Origin of the sequence: Flavobacterium pallidum, from assembly GCF_003097535.1 — a bacterium.
Taxonomy (GTDB): Bacteria; Bacteroidota; Bacteroidia; order Flavobacteriales; family Flavobacteriaceae; genus Flavobacterium; species Flavobacterium pallidum.
Genome location: NZ_CP029187.1, coordinates 2,162,131 through 2,184,134, shown reverse-complemented (window position 1 = coordinate 2,184,134; position 22,004 = coordinate 2,162,131). Strand labels below are relative to the sequence as shown.

The following is a 22,004-nucleotide window of genomic DNA, read 5'->3' as shown; positions in this document are numbered from 1 at the left end:
AGCAAATTTGCTACATTTACATATGATGGAAATAAAAACCCTCGAAAATATTCCGCTGCAATATCTCGCTGAAACGTTCAATGCCGCTTTCGCAGATTATATCCTGCCTTTTCAATTGACGCAAAGTGATCTGGAGTCAAAAATGTTATCAGAAAACATCCGATTGGAAGATTCAGTTGGGGTTTTTACCGATACCCGATTGGTCGGATTTATGCTTATCGGAACAGATTTATTTGATAATAAAAACATCGCCTACAATGCCGGAACCGGTGTCATTCCTGAATTCCGCGGACAGCAATTGACCCAAAACATGTATGCCTTCCTGGCGCCATATCTTCTGGAAAAAGGAATTACCACTCATCAGTTAGAAGTCATCACCAAAAACGAACGCGCCATCAGCACCTATAAAAAGATTGGTTTCAAGCAACAGCGATTGCTTAACTGTTTTAAAGGAAATATGAAAGTTCCTGAAAATGACATATCATTTAAAATCGATTCCGCTCCGCTGCCTGATGAAACGGTTATTTCAAAATTCGGCAACCATCGCCCTGCTTACCAAAACAGTTTCAATACGATCAAACGAAATCCTGCGCAGCATATTTGTTATACTGCTTCCGCAGAAAATACACTGGCCGGATATATTGTGTTTTCAGAAGCAAACGGAAGGGTGAAGCAATTTGGCGTGCATCCCGGTTTAAGGAAACTGGGCATTGGGCACGCACTTTTTCATAAGGTACAGCAAATCATTGGCAATAAACCGGTTACATTGATCAATTTGGATACTGCTGACAAAGGGAGTATAAATTTCCTGGAGAAAATAGGGTTTGAAGAAACCTTGCAGCAGTTTGAAATGCGAATGGAAATTAATTGAAAACTTCGGTATTTTGACCATCAAAACTCGCAAAGACCATACTTGGATAAGAATCCTGATGGTACATATTCCCGTCTTTATCAATCGCAATCGCTCCTGCAAAACCGTCATGCTCCTTTAATTCTGCAAAAGTTTTATCGAAAGCGTCCTTTAACGAAAAACCATCGGTAACACGGGTTACGATTTTCGCTGCAGTCGCATTGCTGACGATGTCCTCCCCCACTCCGGTTAAACTCACACCGCAATATGGATTGGCATAATTCCCGGCCACTGTCGCCGAATCCGAAATCCTGCCCGGAATCTCAAAACCTTTCCCGCCTGTAGAGGTTGCGGCGGCTAATTTTCCGTTTTTGTCCAAAGCCACGCAGCCTACAGTTCCTGTTCCGGTGGCTTCGAGTTTCGCCTCATATTCTGCGCGGCGTTGCGGAATTTCAGTTGAAAAGGCTTCGAATCCGTGTTTACGGGCAAAGTTTGTAGCGCCGCTTCCGCCCAAAACCTTATCGTCATACTCCTGAAGCACTTTGGCCACCTGGATCGGGTTTTTAACTTCTTCTATATTAATGACACCGCTCATTTTTTGGTTTGAACCATCAATCAGCGCCGCGCTCATCCGGATTTTTCCGTCACTTTGTATCTGGGAACCGATACCGGCATTGAACAGATCATCATCTTCCAATAAAGAAACCGCATAAACTACCGTTTCTACTGCTGAATGGTTTTTGAGGTATTCAAAAGATTGTTTCGCAATGCGGATAAGCGCCTGTTGCTTGGCCGTTTTGGTTTCCTGGCTGGTCGAGGATTCTGAGAAAAATCCGCCATGTATGATGATTTTCATGTATTAATCGTCTGAAAGGAATTGCAGTTTCTCCGCATATTGCGAAGACTGAATATGCATTTTATGGGTCTTGAGGTCAAATGTATCGTACTTGCTCATGACGTGCGTCACGAGATGGTTGATGGAAATCGGCTGGCCCAATTCTACCTGGGTTAAATTCGTATCCTTGATTTCACGGCCATCCACTAAAATCACCAATCCCGAACCAATGGCTTCCATTTCGGAATTGTTCTTAATGAGCAGTCCCGTATCTTCCCCGAGTCCGATGCCTAAAACTTTCGGATTTCCTACCACCGCCTGGAACAACCGCCCGATACGGCCGCGTTGCACGAAATGCGTATCAATGATCACACCATCAATGAGTCCAAGGCCGCTGGTGATCTTCACTTCACCTTTTAATAATGCTTCCGAGCTGCTTCCCTGATAAATCATATTATTCGAAGCGGCAGCGGCTCCTGCGGAAGTTCCGGCATAAATGAAATCTTCGTTGTAATATTTCTCGAGCATCAGGTCGTGGAAAGGCGTTCCTCCCAGGATTGATGTCAGCCTGAGCTGGTCGCCACCGGTAAACATCACGACGTCAGCATTGCGCAAACGCTCAAGATATTCCGGCTGCATGGCCATTTCACGCTTGTCGAGATGCAATACGTCAACGTTTTTGGCACCAAGGTAATTCAGTGCCTTTACATATTCAGGCCCGATTTCCTTCGGGATCTTTGAAGCTGTAGTGATGACTTCAATCCTGGAATCGGCTTTGTGCTTTGATTCGTTCAGGATTCTTTTCAGGATGCCTGTTTCAAAAAAATTCAGGTTATTGGCTGCATTCTTATCCAGGTCAGTTTCGGTAAAACTGCCTTTATCCACCGCACCACCAATAATAACTAGTTTTCCTCGTATCTTCATTTTGTAAAAATAGCCAAAAAGTTAAAGTATGCAATTTTGCCAAATTTTTTTTTTCATTTTTTTTATAACGCAGAAATAATTCTACATTTTGATGATTAAATTTTGATTAGTTCAACAAAAAAATTATTTTAGTTGCCATTATATTCTAAGTTTTTTAACTAAAATGCGGCAGTTTCCAAATTAACCCAAAAGCTACTTTTGATACTGCCCCCAAAACAAAACAAACCAACCGAGTTTATGAAAATACTTAAAGTGCAGGCGCTCCGTGGCCCTAATATATGGAGTGTCCAAAGGAAAAAACTGATTCAGATGCGCCTCGATCTTGAAGAAATGGAGCAATTTCCAACCAATAAGATTGACGGTTTCCGGGAACGGATAGAGGCGCTGTTGCCTACACTGATTGACCACCGTTGCTCAGAAGGTGTTCGCGGGGGATTTTTCATGCGTATCGAAAGAGGCACCTGGATGGGGCATGTCATTGAGCACATCGCTCTGGAAATCCAGACACTTGCCGGGATGGAAACCGGTTTCGGGCGAACCAGGGAAACCAAGACTCCGGGGATTTATAATGTCGTTTTCAGCTATACAGAGGAAAATGTGGGCATTTTTGCAGCGGAATCAGCCGTAAATATCGCTGAGGCGCTTATTGCGGGAACCGATTATGACCTTGATGCAGACATTCAGAGAATGCGCGAAATCAGGGAACGTGTGCGCCTCGGGCCAAGTACCGGAAGTATTGTTGAAGAAGCTGTCGCACGTGACATCCCGTGGATCCGATTGGGAACAAATTCTTTGGTACAATTGGGTTATGGCGTAAACCAGATGCGTTTCCAGGCTACAATTACCCAAAAAACCAGTAACATTGCCGTGGACATAGCCTGTAATAAGGAAGAAACAAAGCGTATGCTGCAACTGGCTTCGATTCCTGTAGCAAGCGGCAGCATTTGCGTTGATGATAACGATCTGGAAGAAACCATCAACAAAATCGGTTATCCGATTGTGATTAAGCCTTTAGACGGCAATCATGGAAAAGGCGCTTCCATTAATGTCAATAACATTGAGGATGCCAAAGCCGGATTGGTTTATGCGCAAAAATACAGCCGCCGTGTCATCGTGGAGAAATTCATTACCGGATTTGATTTCCGGGTTTTGGTGATCGACAATAAACTCGTAGCTGCAGCCAAACGCGTTCCGGCACACGTTGTCGGAAATGGGCAGGATAATTTACAGCAACTGATTGATGAAACCAATCTTGACCCAAGGCGCGGTTACGGACATGAGAATGTACTGACACAGATTGATGTGGACCGCGATACGATGGATTTGCTTGAAAAATTAAATTACACCTTGGAAACGGTTCCTAAAAACGGGGAAATTGTATACCTGAAATCGACGGCAAACCTCAGCACTGGTGGCACTTCCGTTGATGTTACCGACATGATGCACCCTGAAAATATATTCCTTGCCGAAAGGATTTCCCGCGTCATCGGGCTGGACATCTGTGGTGTCGACATCATGGCCGAAAACCTTACACAACCCTTAAAGGAAAACGGAGGCTGCATCCTGGAAGTAAACGCCGCGCCGGGATTCCGCATGCACCTCGCACCATCGGAAGGATTGCCAAGGAACGTCGCCGCTCCGGTGATTGACATGCTATATCCACCCGGAAAACCAAGCCGCATTCCGATTATTGCGGTAACCGGAACGAACGGAAAAACCACCACGACGCGTTTACTGGCACATATGGTGAAAAACAACGGTTATAAAGTTGGTTTTACCACTTCTGACGGTATCTACATCCAGAACCATATGATGGAAAAAGGAGATACGACCGGGCCCATCAGCGCGGAATATATCCTTAAAGACCCTACTGTAGAATTTGCCGTTTTAGAAACTGCCAGAGGGGGAATCCTACGGTCTGGGCTTGGCTTCAGCCGTTGTGATATCGCCATTGTAACCAACATCCAGGAAGATCATTTGGGATTAAGCGATATCCATACCCTGGATGATTTGGCACGCGTAAAAAGTACTGTTGTAAAAAGCGTGAAAAAAGACGGCTGGGCGATCCTGAATGCGGAAGACGAACAGTGTGTCAAAATCGCTTCAGAACTGCATTGCAACATTGCCTGGTTCAGTATGGATGAGGAAAATGAATTGATTAAAAAATGTAGCAAGGAAGGAAAAACCGTCGCCGTATATGAAAATGGATTCATTACCATTAAAAAAGGCGAATGGAAAATCCGTGTGGAACGCGCGACGCATGTGCCCTTAACATTAGGCGGTAAGGCGAAATTCATGATTGCGAACGCACTCGCCGCGACTTTAGCCGGATATCTTTACGGGTTCAAGACGGAAGACATCAGCATTTCTTTGCAGACATTTATCCCAAGTGTCGCACAGACTCCCGGTCGTATGAACATCTTTGAATTCAAGAGGTTTAAGGTGTTGATTGATTTTGCGCACAACCCTTCAGGTTATAAAGGTGTTGAAGACTATCTGTCAAGCGTCGAAGCCAATAAGAAAATCGGGATTATTGCCGGTGTGGGTGACCGACGCGATGAAGACATCCGCGAATGCGCTAAAATCGCGGCGCGCATGTTCGACCACATCATCATCCGCCAGGAGAAGCACTTGCGCGGGCGCAGCGAAGAGGAAATCATCAACCTGATTATGGAGGGTATTTCGGAATCCGGACGTACAAACATTACCTACGAAATCATCAACAAGGAAACCGATGCCATCAAGCATGCCATGAATATTGCTGAAGAAGGCACTTTTATTACGGCTTTAAGCGATGTAATCACCAATGCGATCGAAATCGTACAGGAATACCTTGACAAGGAAAACGAGGACGGCAACGTCTGAAACTGATATTTTTTAATGATAATGTAACAAAGGATAAAGCCGGCAGACCTATGGGACTGTGCTTTATCCTTTTTTAATTAAACCGACTTTTATGACTAAACTTTCGATTACTGCGCTTGCGATACTTTTTGTTTCAACGGCTTTCGCGCAAACAAAAAAAATCACGCTTGAAGAGGGTGTACTGGCCCAAAACCGACAATTCCGTGCAGATAAATTAATCGGATTCCAATGGATTCCGGATTCAGATAAATATGTTTATTTTGAAGACAGCGCCAGGAAACTGATGACGGCGAACAGCAAGAATGCACAGGCGACCGAATTCATTTCGCTAGCCGACCTCAACAAAGCTTTAGGTACAAGCCTCAAAAATTTTGCCGGCATTTCGTTTAAGAATGCCAATACGATGGCAATCGCCGATGGCAATAAGTACTACGAATACAATCTGATTTCCAAAACCGGTAAAAAAACGTCAGAATTGCCCGAAGAAGCGGAAAACACCACTTTTGACAACAATCATTCTGGTATCGCTTTTACCGAAAAGAACAACCTTTTCCTTCTGAATTCCAATGGCAAAAAAATTGCCGTCACCAATGAAACCGACGAAGATATTGTTTCCGGGCAATTCTTCGCCAGGAATGAATTCGGGATTGAAGGCGGAATTTTCTGGTCGCCAAAATCAAACCTGCTGGCATTTTACCAAAAAGACCAAAACGATGTAGCTGATTATCCTTTGCTCGACATCAATGAAACGCCGGGAAAACTTGTGAATATCAAATATCCGATGATCGGGCAGAAAAGCGAAAAACCACGTGTCGGGATCTACAATCTTTCAAGTGGGAAAACTGTTTTTATTACACCACAAGGGAATCCTGACGATTACCTGACCAACTTATCATGGACTCCTGATGAAAAATACGTCCTTATTGCAGCATTGAATCGTGGGCAAAATGACATGCGCTTAAATCTTTATGATGCCAACAGCGGCGCCTTTGTACGCACGTTGCTTGAAGAGAAAAACGACAACTGGGTTGAACCGGAACATCCTGCCTTTTTCCCCGATGCGAAATCGAATAACTTCATCTGGATCAGTGAAAAAGATGGTTTCAACAACCTTTATTACTATAGCCTCGACGGAAAGCTGATCAAACAGCTTACGCAGAATAAATTCGTTACCAAATCCATCATCAGCGCAAACCACGCCGGAACGGAAGTCTATTTTTATGCCACCGGTCCCAATCCAACGAACATGCTCGTGTATAAAGTCGATTTGAAAGGCAGGCAGACGCAAATTACCAAAGACGACGGCGTACATACTTTCGCGGCAAGCACCGATGACAATTGGCTTTTTGATGAATACTCAAATCATAACACGCCTTCAAAATCATTGCTGTACGACAAATCAGGCAAGGCCAAAACTTTACTCACAAGCAGCAATAAATATGATGGCTACGCTATGGGCTCCGCAGAAATCAGGACCATCAAGGCCGCCGATGGCACCACCGATTTGTATACCAGGTTAATCAAACCGAGCAATTTCGACCCGAATAAAAAATATCCAGTCATGGTGTATGTTTATGGCGGTCCGCATGCGCAGATGATTACAAACACTTACCTTGACGGCGCGAATTTATGGATGTACTGGATGGCCGAACAAGGGTATCTTGTCTTTACAGTCGACAATCGTGGTTCTGAAAACCGTGGTTTTGAGTTCGAAAAAGCAATCCACGGAAAACTGGGTGTAAATGAAATGGAAGACCAGCTTAAAGGTGTGGAATACCTGAAATCGTTGCCCTACGTTGACGGAAACAGGCTGGCAGTTCACGGCTGGAGCTACGGCGGATTCATGACAACGTCGCTGATGCTGCGAAAAGCCGGGACGTTCAATGTGGGGGTTGCCGGGGGCCCGGTTACCGACTGGAAATATTACGAAGTGATGTATGGCGAAAGGTACATGGACACGCCTGCTGAAAACCAGCAAGGTTTTGATGAGGCAAGCACGTTAAATTATGTCGACAAACTGAAAGGCAAATTGTTACTGATCCACGGCACGAGTGATGATGTGGTAGTGATGCAGCAGAATTTTGCGCTTTTGAAAAAATTCATCGAAGCCGGAAAACAAATCGATTTCTTCGCATACCCGATGCACAAACACAACGTTTTGGGTAAAGACCGCGTGCATTTGATGACGAAAGTCCTGAATTACATCATCGATAATAATAAATAATTCAAATTACGAATTTCAAATTACGAATTCCACGCGAGGCGCAGCCGAAATGAGCGGAGCTAAATTCCAATCGTGATGCGCCTTGGGTGGAATTCTTATTTTCTGCCGATAATCACGACATCAGTTGTTGAGGAACCGTCAGCATTCGGGAAATCGATCCTTTGCTCATAAAAAACCGCTACCCCATTTGGTTCAAGCATGGCTTTAATATCTTCCGCAAGGTAAAAATGCTGGAAAACCGCATCCTGTCCGTCAGATGACATCTGCAATTTGGATGCCGAATAATGATTTTCCATCGTACTCACATAAAGCACACCGCCTTCATTCAGCATGGAAGCGGCATCCGCAATAAAACGTGAAGCCTGTTCTTTTGAAAGATATGGAAAGATAAACCCACACACAATCCCATCATACTTTGCATCGAGGTTCAGGATATCGAGGCAATCCATTACCTTAAATCCGGCCTCAGGAATATTGGTTAGAGCCAGCGCAATCATATTCGGTGCCAGATCGATTCCGAGGATTTTAAAATCAGGGCGTACTTTCAGCAAATACCTTGAAATATTGCCCGGACCGCAGGCTACATCAAGGATATCGGGATTTTGTTTTATGACGCTTCCGCAGAAAACATCCAGCGTACCATCATATAAATCCAGGTCCATGTACTTTTCCTGGTACCCTTTCGCATGTTTATCGAAAACAGCAGCAGCTTTATTCGTATCGTTCATATCATTCGGGTTTCTTTTCATCAAAAGTAAATTTACGCAACTGCGGTGCCCTGAACAAAGTGTACCCGACAACACCCAACGTCAGGCAGCCGCCAATCACAACAGCCCTGACCGCTCCGAAGAAGTGCGCCATGACACCACTCTCGAAATCGCCCAACTCATTCGAAGAGCTGACGAACATCGTATTCACTGCGGAAACCCTTCCGCGCATATGGTCGGGCGTGACCAGCTGTAAGATGGTCCCTCTAATGACCACGCTTACCGCATCGAACATGCCCGAGAACAGCAGCATCGCGAATGACAGGTAAAAATTTGTCGAAAGCCCGAAAACAATAATGCATACCGCAAATCCCGCCACGCATAACAGCAGTTTCCTTCCGGGTTTGGTTCGTAGAGGCAACAACGCCAGCAAGCCTAAGGTCATGATGGCTCCAATTCCCGGTGCCGACCTCAGCAACCCGAAACCCATTTCATTCACATGCAGAATTTCCTTTTGATATACCGGCAATAAAGCCACCGCACCGCCAAACAATACGGAAAACATATCGAGCGCCAATGCAGAAAGCAATACCGGCGTACGCCATACGAAGCGCAACCCTTCGGTGACACTTTTCATAATGGCCTCTTTCTCCTTTTTGATGATGGGCTTTACGGCTATTGAAAACAAAGGAAACAACAATAAAAATTCGATTACCACAACAATAGTAAGGCTTGATAAAACGCTGAGTGAAGCAATCGCAAATCCGGCCGCCAATGGCCCCAACACTGCCCCAACCTGCCATGCCATACTGCTCCATCCGGTGGCGTTCGGGTAATCCTGTCGCGGTACGACAAGCCCGAAAAGCGAAAACATCGACGGACTGTAGAATGACCGCAATGCCCCGCCAAGGAACACAAACGCGTAAATCAGGTGCAATATCCATGACGGATCCAACTGCTGCCCGGCAGCCGGCAGCGCCAACAATAACAGGCAAATTCCAGTAACGATGTATCCGAAAAGACAAATCGTAATCATCTTCCTTTTCTCACTCAGGTCGACAAAATGCCCGGAAATGAAAGAACAGCAAATCGCGGGGATAACCTCTGCCAAACCGACAAAACCCAGCGACAGCTTATCATTGGTCATTTGGTACACCCAATAATAAATCGTCGTGGACTGCATGTTCAACGCAAAGATAATCCCGAGCCGCAGCGTTAAATACGAGCGGAATTCACGGATTTTCAATGATGGATTCTTGCTGATAAAACCCTTGCGGGGGATTGGAGTGGGCGTTTCGGTTTGCATGATGCTAATTTACGGGTTTCGGCGGAAAGGTTTTTGGGTATAAACATGAAAACGCGTTAAATTTTAATCAGCCTCAGTAGATTCTGAACGCATGAGGAATAAAAGAATTCTGTAGTTTTACGGAAAATATTTGTGTGCCGTCAATCCAATACGTTTTCGAAACAGAATTCAACAACATCAAATACGAAAAAAACACTGCCGATTTCACCGATTTCGAGCGATGTACGTTTAACGATTGTGATTTCAGTGCGTCGGCATTTGTCGGGGTAACATTCATTGACTGTGTGTTTCAACGCTGCAATTTCGATACGGCGAAAATCAACTATGTGTCTTTAAGGACTGCGCATTTTTACCAATGCAGTTTCCGTGAAGTGAATTTTGCGATGTGCGACAAGCTGATTTTCGACATCCGTTTTGCAGATTGCATCCTGGATTTTGCGAAATTTTATACCCTCAGATTAAAAGGCACCACATTTTCCGGTTGCAGTTTAATTGCGGTGGATTTTATGGCTGCAGATGTAACGTCCTGTGCTTTTCCGGATTGTAATTTATACCGCGCTGAATTCGATAAGGCCATTGCAAATAAATGTGATTTCAGCCTGAGCAAAAATTTTACAATCGATCCTTCGCGCACCAAACTCAGGAAGGCAGTGTTTTCAAAGCATGGTTTGAAAGGCCTGCTGGCGAAACATGAAATTATCGTCAGCTAAGTTGCTTCTCCATCATATAATCCTCCATCAGATAACCATTCCCGATTGCAACATCTTCGCTGCCCATATTTTCAAATCCGAGTTTTTCATAAAAATGAATGGCAGGATTATAGCGGTTCACATTCAGCGACAGTTTCTCTGATTGGTTTTCTTTAGCCAGTTCAGCTGCCTTTTCAATCAGCAGCTTTCCGACACCTTTGCCCTGTGATTCAGGAAGCATGTAAATCTTATGGATTCGCGTTACAGGATTTCCCTTGTAATGATGTTCAATCCCTAAAAAGCCTAAAACGGCATCATCATCCTTTGCGAAATAAAACCGATGCCCGTTTTCCACATTCTTGTTCAGCGCTTCCAATGAATAAAAAAGCGCAATCATATAATCCAACTGCGCCTTAGAAAGGATTTCGCCATATGCCACAGGCCATGTCTTATCGACGATGTATTGTATGAGGTTGAATTCGTTCGGCTGGGCTTCTGTAATATGCATTTTAAATTATGAATTATGAGAGTCGTAGTTCACAACTCGCAATTTGAAATTAAATCATCCGTGTATCGATTCAGATTTCCCGTATTTGGCAATCACGGACGCTTCAAAATCAAGCCATTCCCGCCAGCGTTTTTCCACATCGATGCCCGTTCCGTATTTTCTGGCATAAGTGATGAATGTCGTATAATGCCCCGCTTCGCTTTCCATCAATTCACGGTAAAATACAGCAAGCTCTTCGTCCTGTATATTCTCAGAAAGGACTTTAAAACGCTCACAGCTCCGTGCTTCAATCATCGCCGAAAACAGCAACCGTTCCACCAAACCCGAAACGCGGCTTCCGGTATTGCTTTTTTTCATGTACTGCGCGAGTTCGCCAACATAGTCATCCTTACGCTCACGTCCTAATTTATAGCCGCGCTTCTTGATGAACTCGTGGACCATATCGAAATGCTCGAGTTCTTCTTTGGCCAAAGCCAGCATATCGGTAACCATATCGGGAAACTCCGAGTTGATGGTTATCAGCGTAATGGCATTCGAAGCCGCCTTCTGCTCGCACCACGCATGGTCGGTCAGGATTTCCGAAATGTTTTTCTCGACGATATTGACCCAGCGCGGGTCGGTTGGGAGTTGTAGTCTGAAGGTGGACATGCTTTTTTTTGCAAATTTAGCAAAAAGTCCGGAAGTCCGGAAGTCCGAAAGTCCGGAAGCCAAAAGTGTCTTCCGGACTTTCGGACTTCCGGACTTTCCAACTATCCCTTCACCCTGCTCTGCTCACTTTCCGCGCCACTGCGCTCCTGGCTTTTAGATTGGAACATTTTCCCAAACGAATAGCTGAATGCAATCGCCACATAACGGCTGTCCGGCTTATTTTTCCACGTGGCATCGGTAAGCTGCAGGTTGTTGATCACGCCATTGTTGATGCCCATATAAAAAATATCATTGGCGATGAGCCTCAAGGTCCCCTGGTCTTTTAAGATTTTCTTCTGTATGCTGATGTTGATACTTCCCCGCGCTCCGAGCGTAAACTGGGACGAAGTGATTTTGGAATTGTACCTTCCGCTGAGTTCCGCAGACCAGCTTTTACTGATCGTGAAGCGATTGTTTGAAGAGAAAAAGACAAATGCCCCTTTGGAATCCAGCCCTTCAGTGTAAAGCGCGCTTCTGTAACTGGAATGGGTTGCTTCAGTGTATAAACTGGTAGAGAACCATTTTGCGACTTCAAAATCGGATTGCACATTCAGGCTGAAATATTCGCTCCTGCCGATGTTCCCCGGGCGGCTGTAATAAATCTCGTCCTTGATTTCAATAGTTTCGTTGATATCATCTTTCGACTTCCCGTAACTCAAAGTAGTGCTGAAAATACCCTTATAACGGTATGACAACTCCACATTATGTGAAAAAGACGGGTTCAGGTAAGGATTGCCGGAGTAAAAAGTAAACTTGTCAAGCGGACTTAAAAATGGGTTCAAATCCTGGTAATACGGGCGGTTGATCCGCTTTCCGTATGAGGTAACCAACTGATTGTCGCCAATGGAATCCAGTTTATACATCAAATATACGGTCGGAAAAAGATTGGTATACGATCTTGTAAAACGGGAAGCGGAATTCGGGGTGTCATTGCCAAGCTGATTTCCTTTTGACATTGTATTTTCCAGCCTTAAACCCGTTTGAAGCGAGAATCTTTTGAAACTTTTATTGAAATTGGCATAAGCGGCGTGGATCACTTCATCGTATTTAAAATGATTGCTGTTTTTTAAATTCGGCACCGGGACACCGTTAATGATGTCGGCATAATCGGCAATATTGTCCGTTTTGGAATAACTGACTTTATAACCCGTTTCGAATGACGCTTCGCCTTTAAATGGCTGGGAATAATCGGTTTTGAAGGCATAAATCGAAATTTTGGAAGGCAAATTTCCGGTCGAACGGTCACTGCTGCTCAGGCTACCGTCAGGCTGGTAGACATAATTGCGGTACAGTTGCGCGGTTTTATCGGAATAGGTCAGGAAATCCGCATCGGCAGTGAGTTTTTTACCTTCGCTTAAATCACGGCTGTAATTAAAAGTGATGCCGCCATTCTTAAATTTTTTGTCTTCCTTGTTGTCTGCTACGATGGTCGAATCGAGTACGGATTCCGCATTTGTAAGCACGCTTCGCACATCTGAAATATTTTTCGCCGAACTTGAAAACCCATTAACGCTGATGCCTAAAGTTGTTTTTTCAGACAAATAATAATCCATCCCGACCCGCACATTGGCCGAATTATTTTTTCCGGTAAGCACAGAATTCTGATCAAATAATGTCTTCGTTCTTCCATCAGGATTTTTATAACGCCGGAAGATGTAAAGGTCCGTAAGGGCATCCCCTGCAGAAAAACCCGCATTTCCATAAAGGCGGATCCTGCCGTCAGTATAATTCAGGTTCAGGCTGTTCTGGCCGCGTCCGCGCTTTCCTTTGGACACCCTGGAGCTGAAACTTCCGTTGAAACCTTTCTGCCTGCTTTTTTTCGTTTTGATATTGATGACACCAGCACTTCCGGCAGCATCGTATTTCGCAGGCGGATTCGTCATGAATTCGATCTGGTTTAATGTAGATGCGGGAAGCGATTTCAGGTATGCCTCCAGATCGGCACCGGAAAGATAGGTCGGCTTGTCATCGATAAAAACCGCAACGCCGCTTTTGCCTTTAAAAGTGATTACCCCATTCTGGTCGATGGAAATTCCGGGAGATTTTTCCAAAACGTCCATCGCATCGGAACCTGCCGCCGACATCAGCGCGTCAACATTAACAACGGTGCGGTCAATCTTGTTTTCGACAAATGATTTTTTCTTAACGATAACCACTTCGTCGAGTTTTCTGGAAGCAGCTGAAAGGACAATCGGTGGCAAGTCAGTAGCATTCCGGGCAATCGCAACCGGCTGGCTTTGATAGGTTTCAAAACCGTCGCTGTCAATTAAAATGAGGTATTGATTATCGGGAAGGTTACTGAAGATAAAACTTCCGTCTGCTTCTGAAAAAGTAGTTTTCTGGAGCGAATTATCGGTTGCGGAAAGCAATGAAATTAAAACCGCATCGAGGGGCTTCTGGTCTGAATCGGTGATTTTTCCGCTGATTTTTCCGGATTGCGCAGACGTTAGCCCGGAAAGTAACAGGCATACAAGAAAATGTATGAAATTTTTCATAAGGTTCGTTTTTTGATTGATGATGATGATTGCTTCGCCAGTTCGCTAACGCTCGGGTGAAACGCTGTGATTAATCAGAATTGTTATAGGTCGCCGGAGTATTCATAATTGTAACAGATGGCGCTTACTTTCGGTTTAAAGTATTTCCTCTTAAGCTTAGCATGGACGGTTTCGCATTGCTTTTGGCCATTAACAATGAGGCTGTTCCCTGAAAGCTTAAACGATAATCCCCTGGTATCCGTGATAATATTCTCAGTGATTAAATCTGAAATAATATTGGTCGTGAGGTTATCTACATTCATGTCGTCCGGAAGGTTTTCGCCGGTGATGCCTGTACGCAAAGTGGCATGTCCCCTTTTCGCTGGATTATCGGAATCATAAGTGGTGACTTCTCGGTCAAAAGTATGGGCTGTTTTGGTTTTGGAATTGACAGTGCGGGTAGTAACGCTGGTTGTTTTTGAAACCTCAGCCGGTGCAGTCCTGGCAATTGACTCAGGTTTACACGCGGGGGCAGGTTCCGCTGTTTGATAACCATAATTATACACCGGAATGGACTGTTCATTACCCGTTGCATCCGGCTGTTCGTCAGTTTCAACAGCTTCTGCACTGTCCTTATACAAATCGCTGGCAGCCACCGAAGATTCTTCTGCAACCGGGGATTCCTCTGCAGCTTCAGCAGCTTTTACAATCTCTTTTGGTTCCTGCATTTCTATCGGACCACCGCTAAAATGAGGATTCACTGAAGCAGTGACCACAAGCGCAACCAGAATAAGGCTTACAGATAGAAACGTTTTTTCAATCACATTCAACGACTTGTTATCGTCATAAACAATCCTTTTGACGCGCTGTAATAAAGGATTTTTTTTACCGGCAAAAGCTACTGACAATTTTTGGCTGTTGTATTCTTCGAAAGAAATCAAGGCGTGCACTAAATCGGTTTTATTGCCGATAATCCCGAGTGCAATATCGTCGCAACAATTTTCCCTTTCGTCTTTGATCAATGAAGACAGCCACAAAAGGCCGGGATTGAAGAAAAAAATCGTCTCCGCCAAGTACTGCAACAGGTTCACAATGTAATCTTTCCTGCGGATGTGGGCGAGTTCATGCAATAAAATCGCTTCGATCTGGTCCTGCGGCAGGCTCGATAACATGCCGAACGGAAGTAAAATGATCGGCTTGAAATATCCGGTGACACATGGGATTTTGACCAATGCCGATTCGAGCAATAACACCGGCTTACTAAGGTTTATCTGTAAAGCAAGTTCGGAAACCCTGTTTTTCCAATACTCTGAAGGCGAAAAAGTCTTGTAATTCCTGACCCTGTAAATTTTCCCAAATGCGTTGAAAATCCCGAGTAATTTGAATCCGAAGATGACCAGCCAAATCAGCGTGATGGCATAACTGTTGTCATTGACGAATTTAAAAACAGTATTGACGAAATCGGGCGCGCCTGGATTAATGATGATCTGCTGTTGCAGTAACGGCAGATCCAACTGGCCTGCATGCAGCAAAACTTCCGGTGAAAACTCATAATTAAAAGTCATCCAGACGGATACCAAAAAAACAATAAACAATAGCGATAATAAATTGTACCGCAGCACTGCCGCAGATTTCTTGGTAACCAAAATGATGATTCCGGCAAGAACTGCCACGAATATTCCCTGCCAGATGGAATGGACCAATGTCCATGAAACCGCCTTTATAATGTTGTCGCTGAAAATCATGATTATTTTTTATTTTCGATTTTGTCTAGCATCGCCCTGATTTCATCAAGGTCCTCTTTGGTTGTCTTTTTATTGCCAAGCAATTGCATCATTAAGTTGGAACTGGATCCGTTGTAAAGGTTGTCTACGAATTTTTCAAGCAGGAAACCTTTGGTCTTTTTTTCTTCGATTGCCGCGCTGTATACGTGCTTCATACTGGATTTATCGGTGGTAAGCATTTCCTTTTCAGCCATAATCTGCATCAGTTTCAAGGTGGATGTATATTGCACTGAGCGTTTCTGCTCATTTAAGGTATCATTTACAAACCGTACCGTCGATGGCCCGAATTGCCAAAGCACCTGTAAGATTTCCAATTCTGATTTTGTCGGTTCCGCCTGCATGATTTCTTTTCTATTTTAAATTGAACGTTTCAAAGGTAAGAAAAATTTCGTACGAACAAATTATTAGCTTATTTTTTTTTAAATATTTTTGAGCATAAAATAAAAAACCCACGACTGGCGTGGGTTTAGAATATTTGCATTGGCAATAATTTTAAACTAAAAGTTTATACGCAAAGTTGACTATAGGCTCTATAATAGATTGCGAACTTTGCGGTATTAAACAGTCTTTAGAAAACGAACATCGCGCGTTCACTCATCATGTCATTCACCTGGTCGCCCACTTCGGCGATAATATCTTCGTCGTTGATGTTTGTAAGGACTTTATCGATCAATGCCACAACCGTTTCCATATCCGATTCCACCAAACCGCGCGTCGTGATGGCCGGTGTCCCGATACGGATTCCCGACGTAGTAAAAGGCGATTTGTCATCAAAAGGCACCATATTCTTATTCACGGTGATTTCCGCTTTAACCAAAGCATTTTCTGCTTCTTTACCTGTAATGCCTTTATTTCTTAAGTCGATCAGCATCATATGGTTGTCTGTTCCGCCTGAAATCAGGTTGTAGCCTCTTTTCATAAAGGCTTCTGCCATGGCTTTGGCGTTTTTCTGTACCTGCATCGAATAATTGAAGAACTCATCGGTCAATGCTTCTCCGAATGCCACCGCTTTTGCAGCAATAATGTGCATCAATGGCCCGCCCTGGTTGCCTGGAAAAACGGCCATATCAAGTAAGTTCGACATCATCTTGATTTCGCCTTTCGGTGTAGTCAATCCCCATGGGTTTTCAAAGTCCTTACCCATCAATATCATGCCGCCACGTGGCCCCCGAAGTGTTTTGTGCGTGGTGGTCGTAATAATATGGCAATGCGGGACAGGATCGTTCATCAAACCTTTCGCAATCAAGCCGGCAGGATGCGAAATATCGGCTAAAAGCAATGCCCCTACGCTATCGGCGATTTTACGGAAACGTTCGAAATCCATATCACGGCAATAAGCTGATGCTCCGGCGATGATCATCTTGGGCTGCTCTTTCGTGGCGATTTCCTGGATTTTATCATAATCGAAACGTCCGGTTTCTTTTTCCACACCATAGAAAACGGGCTGGTACAATTTACCTGAAAAGTTCACCGGGGAACCATGTGTTAAATGGCCGCCGTGTGATAAATCAAAACCCAAGATTTTGTCTCCCGGTCTCAGACAGGCGGCGTACACTGCAGTGTTTGCCTGTGATCCGGAATGTGGCTGAACATTAGCATATTCCGCCCCGAAAAGCGCTTTTGCACGATCTATGGCGATCTGCTCAACGATGTCGACGACTTCACAGCCTCCATAATAACGCTTTCCGGGATAGCCTTCGGCGTATTTGTTTGTAAGGCAGGAACCTGCAGCTTCCATCACCTGGTCGCTTACAAAGTTTTCTGACGCAATAAGTTCAATTCCGTGTATCTGCCTGTCCTGTTCGTCAAGGATCAGGTCGAAAATTTCCTGGTCGTGCTGCATGGTATAAGATTTGTTAAAAACGGTTCAAAATTACGAAAATCGTTTGTTAAATTGACATATAATAATATATTTGATAACTGAATTTTTTAACAAACTAACTACTCTAAATATTCTCTGCCCATGCCAATTACCGCAAACAATCCACACCGTAAATCATGGTTGGAAGTACCGGCTGAAAGCGATTTCCCGATACAGAATATCCCTTTCGGGGTGTTCCTGACCAAAGACGATGTGATCACCATAGGGACCCGGATCGGCGATCATGCCATTGATCTGGGCGCTTTACAGCAACTCAATTATTTTGATGGAATCGAACTTACCGATGACATGTTCATGCAGGACACGCTGAACGATTTTATTTCTGACGGAAAGAAAACCTGGCGTCTGGTACGCAACCGCATCGCCGATATTTTTGATGCTAAAAACAACGAGCTTAAAGACAATCAGGAACATCGTGATGCCATTGTACACCACATCGATGAAGTGGAAATGCAATTGCCGGTCCTGATTGGCGACTATACTGATTTTTACTCGAGTAAGGAACATGCGACCAATGTCGGGAAAATGTTCCGTGATCCCGAAAATGCGCTTTTGCCAAACTGGCTGCACATTCCGGTGGGTTATCACGGCAGGAGTTCTTCTATCGTACCCTCGGGGATCCCGGTGCACAGACCGATGGGACAGACCGTTCCTGTTGGCGAATCGACTCCGGTTTTCGGGCCTTCCAGGTCAATCGACTTTGAATTGGAAACCGCCTTTATCACCACCGACGTGAACATTATGGGCGAAAATATCCCGGTGCACGAAGCCGAGGATTATATTTTCGGGATGGTGCTTTTGAACGACTGGAGCGCGAGGGACATACAACGTTGGGAATATGTGCCGCTCGGGCCGTTTTTGGCGAAGAACTTTGCTTCCTCTATTTCGCCGTGGATTGTAACGATGGATGCTTTGGAACCGTTCCGTACGAAAGGGCCAAAACAGGATCCAACTCCACTGCCCTATCTTCAACAAAAAGGCAAGCACGCATTCGATATCACGCTCGAAGTGGAAATCGAGCCGGAAAACTGCGAGCCCACGTTAGTGAGCCAGTCGAATTTCAAATACATGTACTGGTCTATGTGCCAGCAGCTGGCACACCACACGTCGAACGGCTGCCGGGTGAATTCCGGTGACATGATGGGTTCCGGTACCATTTCAGGCCCGACACCGGACAGTTTCGGATCGATGCTGGAATTGACCTGGGGCGGTAAAAACCCGATCATCATGAAAGACGGTACAGAACGCAAATTCATCAATGACAACGACTCGGTGCGATTCCGTGGCTGGTGTAAGAACAATGAAGTCAGGATTGGCTTTGGGGAGGTTTGCAGTAAATTGCTACCGCCGTTTGTGAGGAGTTAATCTTTATACAAAAGATTATAAGACCGCTTCGCTGTAAGAAATTAAGACAAATCCCGGACATCATCATTTCCGGGATTTTCATTTGGAGTTGGATTCCCTAGCCCGGATGGAAGCGGCATCCTTTTTTATTTTGACGGAGTGCAACGCAGCCAAAATAAAAAAGATATAGCGGACAGCCGGATCAGCTCCTAAAAAACTTTGCAACTCAGCCACTTTGTAACTTTGCCACTTTCCTTATATTTGCCAAAAACCAAAAACACCATGAAGAAAATTACATTCCTTCTTTCGCTTTTTATCCTGGTTTCCTGCGGAAAAAAAGAGACTGAAAACATGCTTAATTCCGGCGATTATGACAATGCGATCGACAATTCTGTAAGCGCCTTGCGCAATAACAAGAATAAAAAAGGGAAACAGCCTTATGTGTATATGCTCGAGGAAGCTTATGCCAAAGCGCAGGATCGTGACCTCAGGCAGATTGATTTGCTGATCAAGGATGCGAATCCGCGGAACCTGGAAGAAGTTTTTACGACCTATCACAAACTCAACAACCGCCAGGAGAAGATCAGGCCGTTGCTGCCCATTCGCCTGATGAAGGAAAACCGCGATGCAAAATTCGTTTTCCAGGATTATTCGGAGCAGATTGTAGACAGTAAGAATGCGCTTTCGAAATACCTGTATGACAATGCAAAGGCTTTGCTGGGAACGAAAGAGAAAAAGAGTTTCCGTCGTGCTTACGACGACCTGATGTACCTCGACCAAATCAATCCGGATTACAAAGACGTGAAAAAACTCATCAAAGAGGCGCAGTTTAAAGGCACGGATTATGTGAGCGTGTACATGAAAAATGAAACGAATATGGTGATTCCGAATCGTCTGGAAGCCGATTTACTCGATTTCAGCACCTATGGCCTCAATGACAAATGGACGGCGTACCACAGCAATAAACAAAAAGGTATTGAATATGACTATGCGATTGTGCTGAATTTCCGCCAGATCAATATCTCGCCCGAGCAGGTCAAGGAAAAAGAATTTGTGAAAGAGAAAATGGTGAAAGTCGGCACGAAGAAATTACTGGATGCACGCGGGAACGTCGTAAAAGACAGTTTAGGTAAAGCGATCATGGTTGATGACATGCGTACGGTAAAAAGCTCGGTATATGAGTTTAAACAAATGAAGGCCTGCCAGGTGACCGCAAAAGTGGATTACATGAATCTTTCGACAAACCAGTTGCTGCAGTCGTTCCCATTAGCGAGCGAGTTTATTTTTGAAAACCAATACGCTACCTTCCGCGGGGATAAGCGTGCGATCGAGCAGGAATATTATACCTATTTTGACCATAAAGTAATGCCTTTCCCAAGCAATGAACAGATGGTTTATGATACTGGCGAGGATTTGAAGGCGAAACTCAAGGATATTATTACGAGGAACAGACTGAAAAGGGAATGATCTAAATCAGGAATTGCGAATTATGAGTTAAGCAGCCATCGTAATTCATAATGCGCAATTCCTAATTTTACAATAACATTAAGGCGCAACGGTTTTCCGGCTGCGCTTTTTTAATTAATTTTGCACCGAATTTAATTTCACGCAATTATGTCAAATGTAAAAGTTGGATTGGTACAAATGTCCTGTGAGGCCGACAAGCAGGCAAATCTTGATAAGGCCATACGCGAAATCCGTGTCGCCGCTGCAAAAGGCGCACAGATTGTTTGTTTACAGGAATTGTTCACTTCGTTGTATTTCTGTGATGTCGAGGATTATGAAAATTTCAAGCTGGCTGAGCCGATTCCCGGGAAATCTACCGCAGCACTTTCAGAAGTCGCGGCAGAACTTGGTGTTGTAATCATCGCCTCCCTTTTTGAAAAACGTGCCGAAGGCCTATACCATAACACCACGGCAGTAATCGACGCTGATGGAACTTATCTGGGCAAATACCGCAAGATGCACATCCCGGATGATCCGGCCTATTACGAGAAATTTTACTTTACGCCGGGCGATCTGGGCTATAAAGTGTTCAATACCAAATTCGCTAAAATCGGGATCCTGATCTGCTGGGACCAGTGGTATCCTGAAGCGAGCCGCATTACCGCCTTAATGGGCGCTGATATGATGTTTTACCCGACAGCCATCGGTTGGGCTACAGACCAGGATGAGCAAACCAATAAGGACCAGTATGAATCATGGCAGATCATCCAGCGTTCGCATGCCGTGGCCAATGGCATTCCCGTGATCAGCGTAAACCGCGTCGGGTTTGAGCAGCATGGCGCAATGAAATTCTGGGGTGGCAGTTTCGTAGCCAACGGACAGGGGAAATTACTGTACATGGCCTCACACGAAAATGAAGAAACGACTGTGGTCGATGTGAATTTAAACGATGCCGATCATTTCCGCATGCACTGGCCATTTTTGCGCGACCGCAGGATTGACAGTTACCAGCCGATTACGAAGAGATTTATAGATGAGGAATAGTTTTTAGTCCGAAAGACGGAAAGTCCGGAAGATAATTTGACAACTTAATTACACGCCTAAATAATATTTATATGCCTTTTAAATTTGAAAAATTGCTTGTCTGGCAAAAAGCAGTCGATTTATCTGATGAAGTTAACCGAATTGTAAAATCATTTCCAAAAGAAGAAATGTACATACTTACTTCGCAAATAAAAAGAGCTACTGATTCCATCTCTTTGAATATAGCTGAAGGTTCGACAGGACAATCTTCTGCAGAGTTTACGAGATTTCTGAACATGGCATTACGTTCTAATGTTGAAGTTGTCGCTTGCATTCATCTTGCTAAGAGAAGAGATATAATTAATCTGACTGATTTTCACAACATATATTGCCGCTGCGAAGAAATAATCGTAATGATAAATGGTCTAAAGAAATCATTGGTTCAAAAAAACTAAA

At 44.4% G+C, this 22,004-nt stretch carries 18 protein-coding genes; 8 read left to right on the top strand and 10 right to left on the bottom strand.

Features of this window, described 5'->3' with window-relative positions:
• The first annotated feature begins 22 nt into the window (after positions 1-22).
• Positions 23-871, top strand: coding sequence for a GNAT family N-acetyltransferase (locus tag HYN49_RS08855; RefSeq protein WP_108903779.1), 849 nt, complete (start codon positions 23-25; stop codon positions 869-871).
• Here the strand turns inward: HYN49_RS08855 and HYN49_RS08850 are convergent.
• On the bottom strand, positions 864-1,706 hold the full coding sequence (locus HYN49_RS08850; protein ID WP_108903778.1) for an isoaspartyl peptidase/L-asparaginase: 843 nt from the start codon (positions 1,704-1,706) through the stop codon (positions 864-866). The two genes, HYN49_RS08855 and HYN49_RS08850, sit on opposite strands and share 8 nt — an antisense overlap.
• Positions 1,707-1,709: 3 nt before the next feature.
• Entirely contained in the window at positions 1,710-2,609 is a 900-nt protein-coding gene (locus HYN49_RS08845; RefSeq protein ID WP_108903777.1) for a cyanophycinase, read from the bottom strand.
• Positions 2,610-2,846: 237 nt separating this feature from the next.
• Here HYN49_RS08845 and cphA point away from each other — a divergent pair, with 237 nt between their 5' ends.
• Positions 2,847-5,474 (top strand): cyanophycin synthetase, encoded by a 2,628-nt coding sequence (cphA, locus tag HYN49_RS08840; RefSeq protein ID WP_108903776.1) that lies wholly within the window; start codon positions 2,847-2,849, stop codon positions 5,472-5,474.
• A gap of 91 nt (positions 5,475-5,565) precedes the next feature.
• Positions 5,566-7,698, top strand: coding sequence for a S9 family peptidase (locus HYN49_RS08835; protein ID WP_108903775.1), 2,133 nt, complete (start codon positions 5,566-5,568; stop codon positions 7,696-7,698).
• 95 nt (positions 7,699-7,793) lie between these two features.
• Here the strand turns inward: HYN49_RS08835 and HYN49_RS08830 are convergent, their stop codons facing one another.
• Both HYN49_RS08830 and HYN49_RS08825 read right to left on the bottom strand, forming a co-directional pair.
• Positions 7,794-8,447: a class I SAM-dependent methyltransferase gene (locus HYN49_RS08830; RefSeq protein WP_108903774.1), complete on the bottom strand. Its 654-nt coding sequence runs from the start codon at positions 8,445-8,447 to the stop codon at positions 7,794-7,796.
• The gene (locus HYN49_RS08825; protein WP_108903773.1) at positions 8,428-9,711 is read right to left on the bottom strand and encodes an MFS transporter; all 1,284 of its coding nucleotides are present in this window, start codon (positions 9,709-9,711) and stop codon (positions 8,428-8,430) included. The genes HYN49_RS08830 and HYN49_RS08825 overlap by 20 nt, the downstream gene beginning before the upstream one ends.
• A gap of 134 nt (positions 9,712-9,845) precedes the next feature.
• Here HYN49_RS08825 and HYN49_RS08820 point away from each other — a divergent pair, with 134 nt between their 5' ends.
• Positions 9,846-10,421, top strand: coding sequence for a pentapeptide repeat-containing protein (locus HYN49_RS08820; protein WP_108903772.1), 576 nt, complete (start codon positions 9,846-9,848; stop codon positions 10,419-10,421).
• Here HYN49_RS08820 and HYN49_RS08815 read toward each other — a convergent pair.
• The 6 genes from HYN49_RS08815 to glyA all read right to left on the bottom strand — a co-directional run bounded on the left by HYN49_RS08815 (position 10,414) and on the right by glyA (position 17,696).
• The gene (locus tag HYN49_RS08815; protein ID WP_108903771.1) at positions 10,414-10,908 is read right to left on the bottom strand and encodes a GNAT family N-acetyltransferase; all 495 of its coding nucleotides are present in this window, start codon (positions 10,906-10,908) and stop codon (positions 10,414-10,416) included. The genes HYN49_RS08820 and HYN49_RS08815 overlap by 8 nt on opposite strands.
• A 54-nt stretch (positions 10,909-10,962) precedes the next feature.
• On the bottom strand, positions 10,963-11,556 hold the full coding sequence (gene miaE, locus HYN49_RS08810; RefSeq protein ID WP_108905007.1) for a tRNA-(ms[2]io[6]A)-hydroxylase: 594 nt from the start codon (positions 11,554-11,556) through the stop codon (positions 10,963-10,965).
• Positions 11,557-11,657: 101 nt separating this feature from the next.
• Positions 11,658-14,090, bottom strand: coding sequence for an outer membrane beta-barrel protein (locus tag HYN49_RS08805; RefSeq protein ID WP_108903770.1), 2,433 nt, complete (start codon positions 14,088-14,090; stop codon positions 11,658-11,660).
• A gap of 83 nt (positions 14,091-14,173) precedes the next feature.
• The gene (locus HYN49_RS08800) at positions 14,174-15,814 is read right to left on the bottom strand and encodes a M56 family metallopeptidase (RefSeq protein WP_108903769.1); all 1,641 of its coding nucleotides are present in this window, start codon (positions 15,812-15,814) and stop codon (positions 14,174-14,176) included.
• Between the two features lie 2 nt (positions 15,815-15,816).
• A complete protein-coding gene (locus HYN49_RS08795) occupies positions 15,817-16,194 on the bottom strand; it encodes a BlaI/MecI/CopY family transcriptional regulator (RefSeq protein ID WP_108903768.1) in 378 nt (125 codons plus the stop codon).
• A gap of 227 nt (positions 16,195-16,421) precedes the next feature.
• On the bottom strand, positions 16,422-17,696 hold the full coding sequence (gene glyA / locus HYN49_RS08790; RefSeq protein ID WP_108903767.1) for a serine hydroxymethyltransferase: 1,275 nt from the start codon (positions 17,694-17,696) through the stop codon (positions 16,422-16,424).
• Positions 17,697-17,816: 120 nt separating this feature from the next.
• Here glyA and fahA point away from each other — a divergent pair, with 120 nt between their 5' ends.
• The 4 genes from fahA (at position 17,817) to HYN49_RS08770 (ending at position 22,003) form a co-directional block, all read left to right on the top strand.
• On the top strand, positions 17,817-19,100 hold the full coding sequence (fahA, locus tag HYN49_RS08785) for a fumarylacetoacetase (RefSeq protein ID WP_108903766.1): 1,284 nt from the start codon (positions 17,817-17,819) through the stop codon (positions 19,098-19,100).
• A gap of 261 nt (positions 19,101-19,361) precedes the next feature.
• Positions 19,362-20,546, top strand: a complete 1,185-nt coding sequence (locus HYN49_RS08780; RefSeq protein WP_108905006.1) for a hypothetical protein — start codon at positions 19,362-19,364, stop codon at positions 20,544-20,546.
• Between the two features lie 147 nt (positions 20,547-20,693).
• Positions 20,694-21,569 (top strand): carbon-nitrogen hydrolase, encoded by an 876-nt coding sequence (locus HYN49_RS08775; RefSeq protein ID WP_108903765.1) that lies wholly within the window; start codon positions 20,694-20,696, stop codon positions 21,567-21,569.
• A 71-nt stretch (positions 21,570-21,640) separates the two neighbouring features.
• Positions 21,641-22,003 carry a four helix bundle protein gene (locus tag HYN49_RS08770; RefSeq protein WP_108903764.1) on the top strand — a complete coding sequence of 121 codons (363 nt, stop codon included), beginning with the start codon at positions 21,641-21,643 and terminating at the stop codon, positions 22,001-22,003.
• Position 22,004 lies beyond the last annotated feature (1 nt).